General features: G+C 69.4%; 11 protein-coding genes. 7 read left to right on the forward strand and 4 right to left on the reverse strand.

The features are described from left to right. Nucleotides 1-116: 116 nt before the first annotated feature. The 3 genes from ACFYZZ_RS04005 to ACFYZZ_RS04015 all read right to left on the reverse strand — a co-directional run bounded on the left by ACFYZZ_RS04005 (nt 117) and on the right by ACFYZZ_RS04015 (nt 1,567). Nucleotides 117-446 carry an NIPSNAP family protein gene (locus ACFYZZ_RS04005; protein ID WP_389171217.1) on the reverse strand — a complete coding sequence of 110 codons (330 nt, stop codon included), beginning with the start codon at nt 444-446 and terminating at the stop codon, nt 117-119. 40 nt (nt 447-486) lie between these two features. After that, nucleotides 487-909 carry an SsgA family sporulation/cell division regulator gene (locus ACFYZZ_RS04010; protein ID WP_389171219.1) on the reverse strand — a complete coding sequence of 141 codons (423 nt, stop codon included), beginning with the start codon at nt 907-909 and terminating at the stop codon, nt 487-489. A gap of 244 nt (nt 910-1,153) precedes the next feature. Then, a complete protein-coding gene (locus ACFYZZ_RS04015) occupies nt 1,154-1,567 on the reverse strand; it encodes a hypothetical protein (RefSeq protein WP_389171222.1) in 414 nt (137 codons plus the stop codon). Nucleotides 1,568-2,202: 635 nt separating this feature from the next. On the opposite strand from ACFYZZ_RS04015, the gene ACFYZZ_RS04020 reads away from it, so the two are divergent. The 4 genes from ACFYZZ_RS04020 (at nt 2,203) to ACFYZZ_RS04035 (ending at nt 6,226) form a co-directional block, all read left to right on the forward strand. After that, nucleotides 2,203-2,421 (forward strand): ferredoxin, encoded by a 219-nt coding sequence (locus ACFYZZ_RS04020; protein ID WP_386576192.1) that lies wholly within the window; start codon nt 2,203-2,205, stop codon nt 2,419-2,421. Continuing rightward, entirely contained in the window at nt 2,418-3,821 is a 1,404-nt protein-coding gene (locus tag ACFYZZ_RS04025) for an NAD(P)/FAD-dependent oxidoreductase (protein ID WP_389171225.1), read from the forward strand. The genes ACFYZZ_RS04020 and ACFYZZ_RS04025 overlap by 4 nt, the downstream gene beginning before the upstream one ends. A gap of 61 nt (nt 3,822-3,882) precedes the next feature. Continuing rightward, nucleotides 3,883-5,157, forward strand: a complete 1,275-nt coding sequence (locus ACFYZZ_RS04030; RefSeq protein ID WP_389171227.1) for a cytochrome P450 — start codon at nt 3,883-3,885, stop codon at nt 5,155-5,157. Between the two features lie 25 nt (nt 5,158-5,182). Then, the gene (locus ACFYZZ_RS04035) at nt 5,183-6,226 is read left to right on the forward strand and encodes an NAD(P)-dependent alcohol dehydrogenase (protein ID WP_389171229.1); all 1,044 of its coding nucleotides are present in this window, start codon (nt 5,183-5,185) and stop codon (nt 6,224-6,226) included. Here the strand turns inward: ACFYZZ_RS04035 and ACFYZZ_RS04040 are convergent. Then, nucleotides 6,210-6,983, reverse strand: a complete 774-nt coding sequence (locus ACFYZZ_RS04040) for an AI-2E family transporter (protein WP_389171231.1) — start codon at nt 6,981-6,983, stop codon at nt 6,210-6,212. The two genes, ACFYZZ_RS04035 and ACFYZZ_RS04040, sit on opposite strands and share 17 nt — an antisense overlap. A gap of 287 nt (nt 6,984-7,270) precedes the next feature. Between ACFYZZ_RS04040 and ACFYZZ_RS04045 the strand changes: the two genes are divergently transcribed. From ACFYZZ_RS04045 to ACFYZZ_RS04055, 3 genes are all read left to right on the forward strand, one after another. Continuing rightward, a complete protein-coding gene (locus tag ACFYZZ_RS04045; protein ID WP_389171234.1) occupies nt 7,271-8,323 on the forward strand; it encodes a diacylglycerol/lipid kinase family protein in 1,053 nt (350 codons plus the stop codon). Nucleotides 8,324-8,616: 293 nt separating this feature from the next. Next, nucleotides 8,617-11,079 (forward strand): SpoIIE family protein phosphatase, encoded by a 2,463-nt coding sequence (locus tag ACFYZZ_RS04050; protein WP_389171236.1) that lies wholly within the window; start codon nt 8,617-8,619, stop codon nt 11,077-11,079. A gap of 67 nt (nt 11,080-11,146) precedes the next feature. Next, entirely contained in the window at nt 11,147-13,585 is a 2,439-nt protein-coding gene (locus tag ACFYZZ_RS04055; RefSeq protein WP_389171239.1) for a SpoIIE family protein phosphatase, read from the forward strand. Nucleotides 13,586-13,594: the final 9 nt, after the last annotated feature.

Genomic DNA, 13,594 nt, shown 5'->3' on the forward strand with positions numbered 1-13,594 from the left:
TATCGATGCCGGCAAGGGCCACCACTGCTGGGTCGCCATCGACGACACCGGAACCACCATCGCAGGGCCGCCGGATGCCGGCCCTTCTGGCCGCCTCACTCGTCGCAGGCCGACCGTCAGCGCAAGGGAGAGTCCACGGTGGGCGTCAGCACGGTCTCGTCGAGGCCGACGATCTGGCTGATGTCGAAGCCCTCCATGTCCGCGCGGAATTCAGGACTCGACAGGTATGCCTCCAGCCGCTCCTGCACGTCGTCGGTGTCCTTGTAGGAAACGAGGGCGTACAGCCGGGGAGTGTCGCTTCCGGGCGCCGCGGGCACCGTCCAGACGCCGTGGGCGGTGATCCGGTGCTTGGCCATACCGGGAATGTGCTGGGCCCAGATCTTCTCGTAGGCGGTGAGCGCGTCGGAGCTGCGCAGGGTGTAGACGCGAAGCTGGTACTGGGACATGACACTGGTTCCTTTACTTCTGAGCATGGATGGTCGGCGGTCAGCCTTGGGGGAGGAGGTGTGCCAGTTCGGCATCCCAGTCGATGAGTCCGGACTCGGTACCCCGTGGCACCAGGGCCTGGGTGTCCTGAAGGAAGGACGAGATGTCCTGCACGGGGACCTCGAGCAAGGCGGTGCCTGCGGAGGACCCGAGGGCGATGTAGATCGACTCGTCACCCCGCCCTGCGGCCGGCCAGATCCGTACGTCCGCGTGGCCTGCGGAACCCTCCAGACCGTCAGTCAGAAGATCTCGCCCCAGGACCCATTCGACCGGCTCGTCGCAGTCGACGAAGAAGGCGGCACGGACGACGTAGGGATCAGCGGGCTCGTAGCGCAGACGTACGCAGAGGGGCAATGAGTAGACGTGCGAGACGACCAGCTGCACGGCCACCTGCCGTTCTACGACCTTCAAGGACTTCTTCATCGGCTTCCGCTTCCGGGTATGGCTCGGCGGTGCCTCACACCGGCCTGTGGCGAAGAGGCAGCGCGGGCGGAGGCGGTACAGCAGGGTGCGGGCGCCGGACGGCACCGGGGCACCGCATGATGGGTGGCGCTGCACTCACTCGGCCGGCGGTCGGGGAGGCCGCCCCCCGACCGCCAGACGGGTCCCCGCCGCCGGCAGGGACAGGGCCGAGGGGAACTGCTTGTGCTCATGGCCGATACCCGTCTCACCGGTCGTCGCGGGTCAGGTCATGGTGGTGCCTGCCCCCGCGGTCGTGCTCGCAGCGGTTCCCGTCGTGGCGGTAGGACCTGTCGGACGTCCAGCCGTGTCCCTCGCCCTCCCAGCGGTAGAAGTGGCCATCGCGGTAGTAGAGACCGTCGCAGTCGTGCCGGGTCGCATCGGTGCCGTGGCGGTCCTGGTGCCAGCCGCGGGTCTCGTCGCAGGAGTAGCCCCGCTCGAGCAGGTAGCCGACACCGTGGTCCCAGCTGTAGTCAGCGGCCACGGTCCCGTCGGTCGAGTGCTGGGCGTGGGTGGATGCAAGGGGCGCGGCCGAAGCGGTGCCACCGGTACCGAGGACGGCGGCACCGGCGACCGCCACGGAGGAAACAGTGAGGGCGATGCGCTTCGCGAGCTTGTTCATGATCTTTCCTTTCCGAGGGGGTGATCTGCGCCAACGGCGGTTCTGCCAGGCGATGTATGACGCCCGGTGTGGTCCGGCCGAGCAGTTCCATACGTCGTATGGAAGCGCGTTTTCATTGTTACCATACGTCGTATGGAAATGTCGAAGTGACGAAGGTAACCGTTGATCTGCTGGCACGAGCGCCAGCAGATGTCGGGTTGGCGGGACGGCGGCCGGAGCGGACCTGGTGATCGGTGGCTTCAGCGGCCCGGAGATCGCCTCAGCCCGGGGAGTCAGGGCTCGAAGTCACGGATGCGTCCAGTTCGCCGCAGTGGCGGGTTTGCGATCACCGGAAGGCGGGACGAGCATTTTTTTAGGGCGTGATGACCGGGGCACACCCTGATGCCGAAACCGTCGATGCAGCGCCCCCTTCTGGTTACGCCCACGCTCACAGCCGACAAGCGTCACCGTGAAGGAAGCGGCGCAGCGCAGGACCGAACCTGCTCATTCGGCGGCCTGGCCGGGGCGGAGGGTGGGGCGTCCAGCCCCGTCGCCTTGACAGGACTTTAGAAACCGGCCGATGGCTTCATGACCGAGGCTGCATGACCGGGTCGATGGTCGCCGTGGGGCGGAGGCAGAACGGAAGGAGTCTGCCCATGCGGATCGTCGTGGACCTGAATCGCTGCCAGGGATACGCGCAGTGCGTGTATCTGGCGCACGAGGTCTTCAGGTTGAACGGTCAGGAAGCGCTCACCTATGAGCCGAACCCCGACGACGAGCGGCGCCTGCAGGTCGAGCGAGCCGCTGCGGCGTGCCCGGTGCAGGCGATCGTGATCGACCGCCTGGACGGCGCGGAGCGGGGCGAGACGTCATGACCTTGAGGGCAACGGTCGCAGAGCTGGTGCGCGAGTTCCGGGCCAACGGCCGGATCGTCATCGTGGGTGCCTCCCTGGCCGGCCTGCGGGCCGCGGAAACCCTGCGGGAAGAGGGCTTCACCGGTTCCCTGACCATCATCGGGGACGAGCCGTACGAGCCCTATGACCGTCCCCCGCTGTCCAAGCAGGTACTCAAGGGCTGGGTTCCGGCCGAACACACCAAGCTGCCCCGCATGCGAGAAGTGGATGCGGACTGGCGGCTCGGGGTGGCCGCCATCGGCCTGGACCGGGCCACCAAGCAGGTACGTCTGGCGAATGGGGAGCAGGTCCCGTACGACCGGTTGCTGATCGCCACGGGCACCCGCGCGCGACAGTGGCCCAACCCGGACGAGGCAGCCCTGCACGGGGTCCACACGATCCGCTCGCGTGATGATGCCGAACAGTTGCAGAAGGAGCTGGCCGAGCCGCCATCGCGAGTGGTGGTCATCGGCGCCGGGTTCATCGGCTCGGAAGTGGCCTCTGTCTGCCGGGAACTCGACATTCCGGTGACCGTCGTCGAGCGGGGTTCGGCGCCGCTGGTCGGCGCGCTCGGCGGGGTGATCGGGGAGATCGCCGCGCAGATGCAGCGCGATCACGGCGTGGACCTGCGCTGCGGGCTGGGCGTGTCGTCACTGGAGGGCGACTCCGGCGGGCATGTGCGGCGTGTGCATCTGTCCGACGGAGCCACCGTCGACGCCGACGTGGTGGTGGCCTCCCTGGGGTCCATCCGTAACGTGGAGTGGCTGGAAGGCTCAGGACTGGCAGCCGGTTTCTGGGGCGTCGGGTGCGACGCCGGTGGTCGGGCCTTCGACATCAATGGCGTGGTCACCGACAGCATCTACGTGGCTGGTGACGTGGCGCGTGCGCCGCATGTGCTGTACGAGTACCAGTTCCTGGCGATGGAGCACTGGGACAACGCCGTTTTCGGCGCCGAGGTCGCGGCGCACAACATGGTGAACCTCGAGCCCCACTATCGTCCGCATCTGCTGCTTCCCGGTTTCTGGTCCGGTCAGTTCGGCGTGAACATCAAGTCCGTCGGGGTGCCGCCGTTCGGTGACGAGATCGTCTTCACCCAAGGGTCCGTCGCGGAGCGCCGTTTCGCCGCCGCCTACGGTCACCGGGGCCGCATCGTCGCGGCCGTCACCTTCGATCACGGCAAGTGGCTGGAGTACTACGGGAAGTTGATCGAGCAATCCGGTCCGTTCCCGCCTCCGCCGCCGGGCTGGGACCAGCCGCCCGACATGAAGCCGGTGCCGGCCGAGTTCCCGGACCCACGGGTCCCGACGGCGATCCCCGACGTCGTCCTGACCGGACACGCCCCGAGCGAGCGGACGGCCGAGTTCCGGCCGCGGCGTCACTGACGCGCGCCTCGGGGCAAGCCCGTAGGCCGGCAGCATCGACAGGAAGAAGGAGGGGAGCCTCGTGGTCGAGGAAACGCCCTGGCAGCAGGCCCTCCGCTACGCCAACCGCGCCAATCCGTACCCGTTCTACGAGGAACTGCGCAAGACACCGGTGGCGCGGCAGCCGGACGGCACCTATGTCGTCAGCACCTACCGGGAGATCGTCGCGCTGCTGCACGACCCCCGGGTCAGTTCGGATCCACGGAAGTGCCCCGGCCCGGCCGCGGCCCCGGCCGACGGCGCGGCGGAGGCGGAGGCCGAGCCGATCACGGAGGCGGTCATCTCCTTGGAGCCGAACATCATCACCCAGGATCCACCCGAGCACGACCGGGATCGCCGGATGATGACGCCGCATTTCGTCGGCCCTCCCCATTCCCCTCACCTGATCTCCGACCTCGAACCCGAGATCCATCGCATCGTGGCCGGGCTCCTGGACGACATGCGGGGCAAGACCCGGATCGACGCCGTCGACGACTTCGCCTACCCCCTGCCTGTGACGGTGATCTGCAAGGTCCTGGGCGTGCCACTGGAGGACGAGTCACGCTTCCACCACTGGATCGAAACGGCCCTGGACGCTTTGGACTTCGGCCCCGAGGCCGCCTCTGAGGAAATGCAGAGCCGGCTGGCCGGGGGTCGGCAGGCCGTGCAGGAGTTCGGGCAGTTCGCAGCGGATCTGCTCGACCGGTACGCCCGGCAGCCCGGCCCGGGCATGCTTTCGGCCATGGTGAACGAGGACGGCCCGGAGGAACGGATGTCCAAGGGTGTGCTCGTGAGCAACGCCCTGCTCCTGATCTTCGCGGGACACGAAACCACGGTCAACCTCATCGCCCACAGCGTGCTCACCCTGCTGCGGCACCCCGACGCGCTGGAGAAGCTGCGGCGCCGGCCCGACCTGATCGTGCCCGCGGTGGAGGAACTGCTGCGCTTCGAGTCGTCGGTGCAGTTCTGGCACACCCGCTCCGCCGTGGAGGACATCGACATCGCCGGCACCACCATCCCGAAGGGGGCGCCGATCTTCCTGGCGTACGGCTCGGCCAACCGCGACCCGGAACGGTTCACCGACCCCGACGAACTCGACCTTGAGCGCCGCGACAACGAGCACCTGGGATTCAGCCAGGGCATCCACTTCTGCTTCGGCGCTCCGCTCGCGCGACTCGAGGTCCAGATCGCGGTCGGCGAGTTCGTCCGCCGGGTGCAGAACCCCCGGCTGGTCGAGGACCCGCCGCCGTACCGGCACAACCAGATCTTCCGCGGCCCGCGCCACGTCCTCGTCGACATCGACGGCATCCGCGACTGAACCGGCGTGTGCCTGAAGGATCGCTATGCGGGCTTTTCAACTCGTCGGATGGCTGCAATCGCCCGAGCTGCGCGAGGTGCCGGTGCCCGAGCCCGGACCGGGGCAGGTCCTGGTCAAGGTCGCAGGTGCCGGTGCCTGCCACTCCGATCTGCACATCATGCAGGCACCCGCACCGCTACCCGGCTTCACGACCCCTCCCTTCACACTCGGCCATGAGAACGCGGGATGGGTGGAACGGCTGGGACCGGGCGTCACCGGGTTCGAGCCCGGGGACCCTGTGATCGTCTACGGCTCCTGGGGTTGTGGCATCTGCGCCAACTGCCGTCAGGGCCAGGAGAACTACTGCCAGAAGCGCGCGGGTGAGGGACCGGGCCTGGGCGGTGGGCACGACGGCGGCATGGCCGAGTACCTGCTGGTCCCGGCGGCGCGCTACCTGATTCCGCTCGGCGCCCTCGATCCCCGCCAGGCCGCCCCCCTCAGCGACGCCGGACTGACCAGCTATCACGCCGTGAAGCGGTCGCTGCACCTGCTGGGACCGGGCTCGACGGCGGTCGTGATCGGGGCCGGCGGTCTGGGCCAGATGACCATCCAGATTCTGCGCGCGCTCAGCGCTGCGACCACCGTCGTCGCCGTGGACACCGACGCCGGCAAGCTGGAGACCGCCACGCGCATGGGCGCCGACGAGGCCCTGCTCTCGGGCGACGAGGCGATCGCGCGCATCAAGGACATGACGGGGCAACAGGGCGCTCAGCTCGTGCTGGACATGGTCGGCATCGACCCGACGCTGCGGATGGCCGCTCAGGTGGCCAGGATGCTCGGCCACCTGACCATTGTCGGACTCGGCGGCGGAGCCCTGCCCGTCGACTTCTCCAGCCCGCCGCACGAGTGCTCGGTCGCCTCGCCCTACTGGGGCTCCCTCGCCGAACTGATGGATGTGATCACCCTCGCCCAGCAGGACAAGATCAGGATGCTGGTCGAGCACTTTCCCCTGCAATGTGCCAACGAGGCTTACCAGCTCCTCCACGACGGCAGGATCCAAGGACGCGCCGTCATCACCCCTCACCCGTGAACGCCGTCGCCAACCCGAACGGGACCCCCACGACTGTGCCTGGCCGCCGGCATCGGACGTCCGGCGGAAACGCATCGCGGCTCCTGCAGGACGCAGGAGCTTGCCCGGAACACCTCATGCGCCACGGTCCCCTGCCCTTTCCGCCGAGCGACATGAGGCTGATCGGGCGACGATGGACATCATGCGGACCGCGGGCGCCTCGTCCACGAGGGCCAGGGACCGGTCTATGGCCTTGGGGCCCCAGCACCATCAGATAGGCCAGCACGAAAATAGTGAGAGCGCCCGCCGCGGTGCTCGCTGCACCGCGGAGGAACTTTGCGACGGGCGTGCTCAGTCCGGTGGCGAACGCGTGGATCTGCGCCTGATGGTGCTGGACATGCTGCAGAGCGTGCGTCCGTTCCAGCAGGTTGCCGACTGGCCCGCGGCCGGCCTGGGCGTCCCTGATCATCGCGGGCAGGCGACCGGCGAACCGGCTTCCCTCCTGGGCCAGGGGGATGACGAACAGGGCGACCACCGCGCCGACGGCCGCGGCCGCGGCCAGGAAGACCAGCAAGGCGGCCACCGACCGTCGGCACCGCGGCACCCGTCGCTGCAGGGCCTCTACCGCCGGATGAAGGGAGACGGCCAGGAACAACGCGATGACCGCCCAGATCAGCACCCGGCGAGCCTGGACCACCAACTTGAGTATGACGTAGGTGGCGAGTACCAGACCGATGGTGGCGAGGATGGTTCGCACCGGAACCGGACGCGTCGCCATGGGCATCGGGTGCCCAGCCCGGTCACGGGAAAACGAGGAGATCTCTTCGCGTCCGTCACGTGCTGGACGTACTCGCTCGGTGCGGCTGGCGCTGGAGAAGGGCCCCGGTCGGACTCTCAACCGGGGAGACGGCGTTGGCTCGGGGGTGGTGAAGGCGTTCGGGGCACCGCCGTATCCCAGGTGCGGATCCCCAGGCCGAGCTGCAAGCTGATGCCGTAGGCCGCAACTGTCGAAGGAAGTGTCATCGTGGCGGTGGCCGCAGGCGCAATCGCCGGACCGTCGGCCCGGTGGGGGACGGAGCCGTCAGCTGCGGGCGTGATCGCGGCAGTCCTGATGTCGCCAGTGAGGTGCGCCCGGCTGATGCGTGCGGCTTTCGGGTACGCGCCGTGAGCGAGAACGCGTCGCGGCCGACGACAGGCGCGCGGCGGCCCTGTCTGATCGTGAATCCGCGTTCGGGGGGAGGGAAGGCGAGCCGGTTCCGGATCGCGGAACGCGCCCGCACGCTCGGAGCCCAGGTGGTCCTGATCGATCGTTCCCTCCCCCAGGACCTGGCGACGGTAGCCCGACGCGCAGTGGACGACGGTGCGGATCTGCTGGGCGTGGCAGGCGGAGACGGTACCCAGGCGCTTGTCGCCGAGGTGGCCGCGGAGAGCGGCCTGCCCTTCGTGGTCATTCCGGCGGGTACCCGCAACCACTTCGCCATGGATCTCGGCCTGGACCGTGGGGACCCCTCGGCCGCGCTGGATGCCCTCACGGACGGCGTCGAGTTGCGCGTGGATCTGGGGTACGCAGGCGAGCGGGCGTTCGTCAACAACGTCTCGTTCGGTGCTTATGCCGCCCTGGTGCAGGACCCGGCTTATCGGGACGACAAGCTTGGCACGGCAGTGCGCATCCTTCCGGAATTCCTGGCCCGCCACGAAGGCCCGGATCTGGTGGTGCGCGCCGGGCCGCTCACCGTGGACGGGCCGGATGCCGTACTGGTGAGCAACAACCCGTACCAAGTGGATGACCCTGCCGGACTCGGCAGGCGTGCGCACCTGGACTCCGGCCTGCTGGGAGTACTGACCGCCAGGGCAGAGACGCCCGCCGAGACGGCCGCGAGGCTGCACAGTGGACAACCGCACGGCCTCGCCTGTCTCGCCACGCCCGACGACGTCGTCGTCTACGCCGCCGCCCCGGCCCTCCCCGCCGGGCTGGACGGCGAAGCCGTCAGCCTGCCGACTCCCGTGCGGTGCCGCATCAGCCCTCGGGCACTCCGGGTATGGGTTCCCCGGCATCGTCCCGGCGCCCAGCCTGCCGAGCGATCGCGAGGGTGGGCCGCCATCCGGCGGGTGGTCTGAGCCTCGGGCCGCTCCCGCCCGCCGCGCATGCTCGGCGGAACCCGCTACCCGTCCGTTCACCTGCGAAGTCGTGACCTGGAGCCCCCGCATCTGACCTTTCGATCACTTATGAGGGTCTTGACGTCCAAGCCATTACATCTGATGATTTCATCAGAAAGGGGCGAATTGCTCTGATATGACACATACCGCACCGTGTGCCGCTCACCGGGACATCGCTGTTCACCACCGCTGCACACAGGGTCGCCGGACCACAGGCCGACGCTCCTACTTCCGCACCGATGGGATGGACCGCGATGACCAACATTGACCACACCCTCCTCGCCGAGCCGGTGAGCCTCCCCGAGGTGCCCGATGCCGCGATAGCGATGATCGATGCCGAGGGCATCGTCGTGGGGTGGACGCACGCCGCTCAGCAGCTCGTCGGTTATGCGGCCGGGGAGGTGGTGGGCCGGTCCGCCGCACACGTGCTGCCGCCTCCCGAGGACGCCCGGAGGGCGTTGGCGTTCGCCGAGCAGTGCCGTGCGCGGGGCGGCTGGTCCGGCACCGTCGCGATACGCCACCGCGACGGCCACACGCTCAGGATGACGCTGCGGGTCTCCCTGCTACGGGGACAGGGCGACGACACCCGGTGGCTGGCGTCCGTGACGGACATAGGTTCCCTGTCCTCGGCGGCGACCGGGGGACCGGTGCGGGAGTCGCTCCTTGCCCGAGCCCCGATCGGCATCGTCGTTTATGACGCGCAGCTGCGCTGTATCTGGGTGAACGACGCCATGGAGCGGCACGACGGCGTGCCTCGTCACCGACGCTTCGGGCGCGGCCTGAAGGACTCGCTGCCCGCCGTCGAGGCCGAAGCGCTCAAGGTGGTGATGCGGCAGGTGCTGCAGAGCGGCACGACGACGGTGCACGAGTACCGTGCGTGGCCGCCTGCGGACCGCCCCCGCGAGCACGCGTTCTCCGCCTCCTTCTTCTGTCTCCAGGGCGCGGACGGCACGCCGCTGGGCGTGTGCTCCATGACCGTGGACGTCACCGGAAACAAGCGGGCGCGCGAGCGCCTCGCCATCCTCAGCGAGGCCAGCACGCACATCGGCAGCACCCTCGACGTGATGCAGACCGCCCAGGAACTGGCAGAGCTCACCGTGCCCCTGCTGGCCGACCACGCCGTCGTCGACCTGGTGGAGTCGGTTCCGTTCGGACTCGAGCCCGCCGCACGGATCGGCACGACGAGCGGACGCCGCCCTGTGTTGCGCCGTGCGGGGGTGTCCTCCGTCGACCAGGGTGTCCTGGAGATGCCAGCGGTGCGTGAAGAGGTGATCCACGTCCCCCCGACCTCGTCGTTCGCCGCCGTCCTGCGCACGGGCAGGTCTCACCTGGAACCGGTGCTGGACACCCATGTCGGCCCCTGGGTCGACCATGATCCGACGCGTGCGCAGAAGGTACGCGACAGCGGCGTCCACTCCTTGATGGTCGTACCCATCCGTGCCCGGCGCTGCGTGCTGGGACTGGCGCTGTTCGGCCGTTCCACGGAACAGACGCCGTTCCAGGAGGACGACCTGCTCCTCGCCGAGGAGCTGGTCACCAGGGCCGCGCTCTGTTTGGACAACGCGCTCCAGTACGCGCGCGAGCGCACTGCCGCCCTCACGCTGCAACGCGATCTGCTCCCTCACCGGGTGCAGGGCGGTGCTGCCGTCGAGGTCGCCACGCGCTATGTGCCCGCCGACTTGGACCACGGAGTGGGGGGCGACTGGTTCGACGTGATCGAGCTGTCCGGTGCCCGGGTGGCCCTGGTCGTCGGCGATGTGGTGGGACACGGCATCAACGCTGCGGCGACCATGGGCAGGCTGCGCACCGCCGTGCGCACGCTCGCGGACCTCGACCTGCCCCCGGACGAACTGCTGACGCACCTCGACGACACGGTCCGGCGACTGAACGACGAGGACGCCGACGACTCCGACCAGGTCCCCGCGGTGGTCGGTGCCACCTGTCTGTACGCCGTCTACGACCCGGTCTCCCGACGGTGCACGCTGGCACGGGCCGGGCATCCGCCGCCCCTGGTCGTCGACGCACGGGGCGGTGTCACCGTCCCCGACCTGCCGGCCGGAGCCCCGCTGGGCCTCGGTCTCGGCCTGGTGCCTTTCGAGTCCGTGGAACTGGAACTGCCCGAAGGAAGCGTGCTCGCCCTCTACTCCGACGGCCTGGTGGAGTCCCGCGGCGAGGACATCGACGTCGGCCTGCGGCGTCTGGGCGCCGCCCTGGCACAGCCCGGTGCCGCCCTGGAGGACCTGTGCTCGCGGGCGATGGAGACCTTGTCGGCGCAGGCACCGGCCGACGACGTCACCCTGCTCCTTGCGCGGACTCGCGCCCTGCCACCCGCCCAATTCGCGTCCTGGGATCTGCCGAACGAACTCGTCACCGTCCCGACGGCCCGGCGTCTGGCCGCCCGTCAACTCCATGATTGGGGTCTGGAGCCGCTGGTGACGGCCATGGAGTCGCTCGTCAGTGAACTGGTCACCAATGCGATCCGCCACGGCGACGGCCCGATCCGCCTACGGCTCATCCAGCACCGGGTGCTTACCTGCGAAGTCTCCGACACCAACACCGGTCGGCCACGCCCGCGCCATCCCGGCAATCTCGACGAGCACGGCCGCGGCCTTCACCTGGTCGGTCGGCTGTCGCGCAGGTGCGGTTCCCGCTCCGTAACAGACGGCAAGGTCGTCTGGGCCGAACAGGACCTGCCATCCCCAACAGGCGCCCGCTGAGCGCCGACAGCCGCCACAGGGTTCCCATCTCCCGTAGCCGCGGAACCTCGTAATGAAAGCCAGAGACATGCACACATCGGATGTTGAAAACACCGACCCGGCAGGCGCCTTTCGAGGTGCGACGAGCGTCTCCGGCGACGGCCCCGGCGGCCGGCCGCCCGCCTTCGACGGTCTGGCCGCGGCAGTGCTCGACGATCGGGGCACGGTGGTGGGGTGGACCGGCACAGCACAGGACCTGACCGGGTTCCGCGCCGACGAGGTCCACGGCCGCCCCGTGCGGGAGCTCGTGGCCGACCTCCCGCACGACCCGCGCAGGGCCGCACACGTGCCGGCGACCGGCCGGGTACGACTGCGTCACCAGTGCGGCAACACGATCGACGTCACATTTCGGACCACACGGGTGCGCGGCTCGGCGAACTTCCTCGTGCTCGCGGCCCCCACTCCTCACGTCGCCGACCACCGGCACGGCGCAGCCCTCCTGCGCGCACTGTCCGCACAGAACGGGGTCACGATCGCCCTGCACGACACGGATCTCACCACCGTGCAGACGAACGCCATGCCGGACACTCCCGACGGCCGTCCCATACCGCCCGGCGCCCGACTGAGCGACGTGCTGTGCGCCGAGGACGCCGAGACCATCGAGGCGGTACTGCGGCAGGTGCTCGAGACGGGCGTCCCGGTGATCCACAGAAACCAGCGAGTGAGCTGGCGACACCATCCGGCGCGGCGGCACGCGCTGTCGCTGTCCGCCTTCCGACTGGAGGACGCGCGAGGACGCCCCACAGGAGTCGCAGCCCTGTACACAGACGACACCGACCAACTGCGTGCCCGCCGACAGCTGGATCTTGCCCACGCGGTCGCCGAGCGGGTGGGGGGCTCCCTGGATGTCGTGCGGACCGCCCAGGATCTCGCGGACGCCCTCGTACCCACCTTCGGTGATCTCGCAGCAGTCGAACTTGCGGACGCCGTCTTCGACGGTGACGAACCCGCAGAGCGGCTGGGCGGAGGAGATCCGCATCTGCGCAACGCTGCCCTGGCGCCGGCCACCGCGGACTGGCCGCCCGGCATCCAGCGCGGCAACCTCGTCCCATCCCTGTCCGACCACCCCCTCCTGCGCCGTTTCCAGCACGGCGAGACGGTCGTCTACGACCGGGACGACTACATCGCCCTGATCGGCGGCCCACATCCGGCCGAGCAGTTCCTCCCGCACGACATCCAGGCAGTGATGGTGGCACCGCTGCACGCCCGGGGCCTCACCCTCGGAGCGATCGTGGTCTGGCGAACCCGCCCCTCCGAACCGTTCACCGCGGACGAGGTGGATCTCATGAGGCAGATCGCCTCACGGGAAGCACTCGCCATCGACAACGCCCGCCGCTACACGCGCGAGCACAGAGCGGCCATGGCCCTGCAGCAAAGACTCCTTCCCCCGGCCACGACCGACACTCCGGCAGCCGAGACCGCCAGCGTCTACCTGCCCACAAACCGTGGGGGCGGCACCAGCGGCGACTGGTACGACGCCATACCCCTGCCCGCTCTCCGGCTGGCCCTCGTCGCCGGAGACGTGATCGGCCGCGGCATACCCGCCAGTGCCACCATGGGCCGTCTGCGCGCTGCCATCCAGACCCTCGCCGACCTCGAACTGGAGCCGGACGAGTTGCTCACGCGTCTCGCTGACCTGGTCCAGCGCCTCGCGGCGGAAGCACCCCCTGGTGACCACGACGTCACGGGCGCCACCTGTCTGTACGCGGTCTACGACCCGGTCACCCGACGCTGCGCCATGGCCAGTGCCGGGCACCCGCCGCCCGTGCTCGTGCGGCCCGACGGGAGTGCCGAAGCCGTCGGCATACTCCCGGGGCCGCCCCTCGCCGTCTGCGGCATGCCGTACGAGACAACCACGATCGACCTCGAGCCGGGCAGCGTCCTCGCGCTCTACACCGACGGCCTGGTCCACCAAGGCGCGCACGACGCCGGCGACGGACTCCAGCGGCTGACCGATGCGCTCGCCACCTCCTGCCGCCCGGACCGCGCGCTGGAGGAGACCGGCAGGGCCCTCCTCGACCATCTGGTGGACGCAGCACCGCGTGACGACGCGACCCTGCTGCTGGCACGTACCCGCGCCGTACCGGCCGAGGACACCGCTCACTGGGAGATACCGGCCGATCCGGCCGCTGTCTCGGACGCCCGGGGATGGGCGACCCGCCAACTCACCGCGTGGGGGTTGGACGACCTCCTCTTCCCCACCGAGCTCATCGTCAGTGAACTGGTCACCAACGCGATCCGCTACGGTCGTCCGCCGGCGGAACTGCGACTGATCCGGCACCACGTTCTGGTCTGCGAGGTCACCGACTCCAACACCGCCCAACCCCGTCTGCGCCGCGCTCGCACCACCGACGAGGGTGGACGCGGCCTGTTCCTCGTTGCCCAACTCGCCGAGCGCTGGGGCTGCCGCCACAGCCAGAACCACAAGACCATCTGGTCCGAACAGCCCATCGCGCGCGCCCACTGATCACACCCG

This window comes from Streptomyces sp. NPDC001816 (genome assembly GCF_042892235.1).
Classification (GTDB): Bacteria; Actinomycetota; Actinomycetes; order Streptomycetales; family Streptomycetaceae; genus Streptomyces.

Coding starts and splice junctions, on each gene's coding strand:
- ACFYZZ_RS04005 (WP_389171217.1), bottom strand. CDS start 446: ATGTCCCAGTACCAGCTTCGCGTCTACACCCTGCGCAGCTCCGACGCG.
- ACFYZZ_RS04010 (WP_389171219.1), bottom strand. CDS start 909: ATGAAGAAGTCCTTGAAGGTCGTAGAACGGCAGGTGGCCGTGCAGCTG.
- ACFYZZ_RS04015 (WP_389171222.1), bottom strand. CDS start 1,567: ATGAACAAGCTCGCGAAGCGCATCGCCCTCACTGTTTCCTCCGTGGCG.
- ACFYZZ_RS04020 (WP_386576192.1), top strand. CDS start 2,203: ATGCGGATCGTCGTGGACCTGAATCGCTGCCAGGGATACGCGCAGTGC.
- ACFYZZ_RS04025 (WP_389171225.1), top strand. CDS start 2,418: ATGACCTTGAGGGCAACGGTCGCAGAGCTGGTGCGCGAGTTCCGGGCC.
- ACFYZZ_RS04035 (WP_389171229.1), top strand. CDS start 5,183: ATGCGGGCTTTTCAACTCGTCGGATGGCTGCAATCGCCCGAGCTGCGC.
- ACFYZZ_RS04040 (WP_389171231.1), bottom strand. CDS start 6,983: ATGGCGACGCGTCCGGTTCCGGTGCGAACCATCCTCGCCACCATCGGT.
- ACFYZZ_RS04050 (WP_389171236.1), top strand. CDS start 8,617: ATGACCAACATTGACCACACCCTCCTCGCCGAGCCGGTGAGCCTCCCC.
- ACFYZZ_RS04055 (WP_389171239.1), top strand. CDS start 11,147: ATGCACACATCGGATGTTGAAAACACCGACCCGGCAGGCGCCTTTCGA.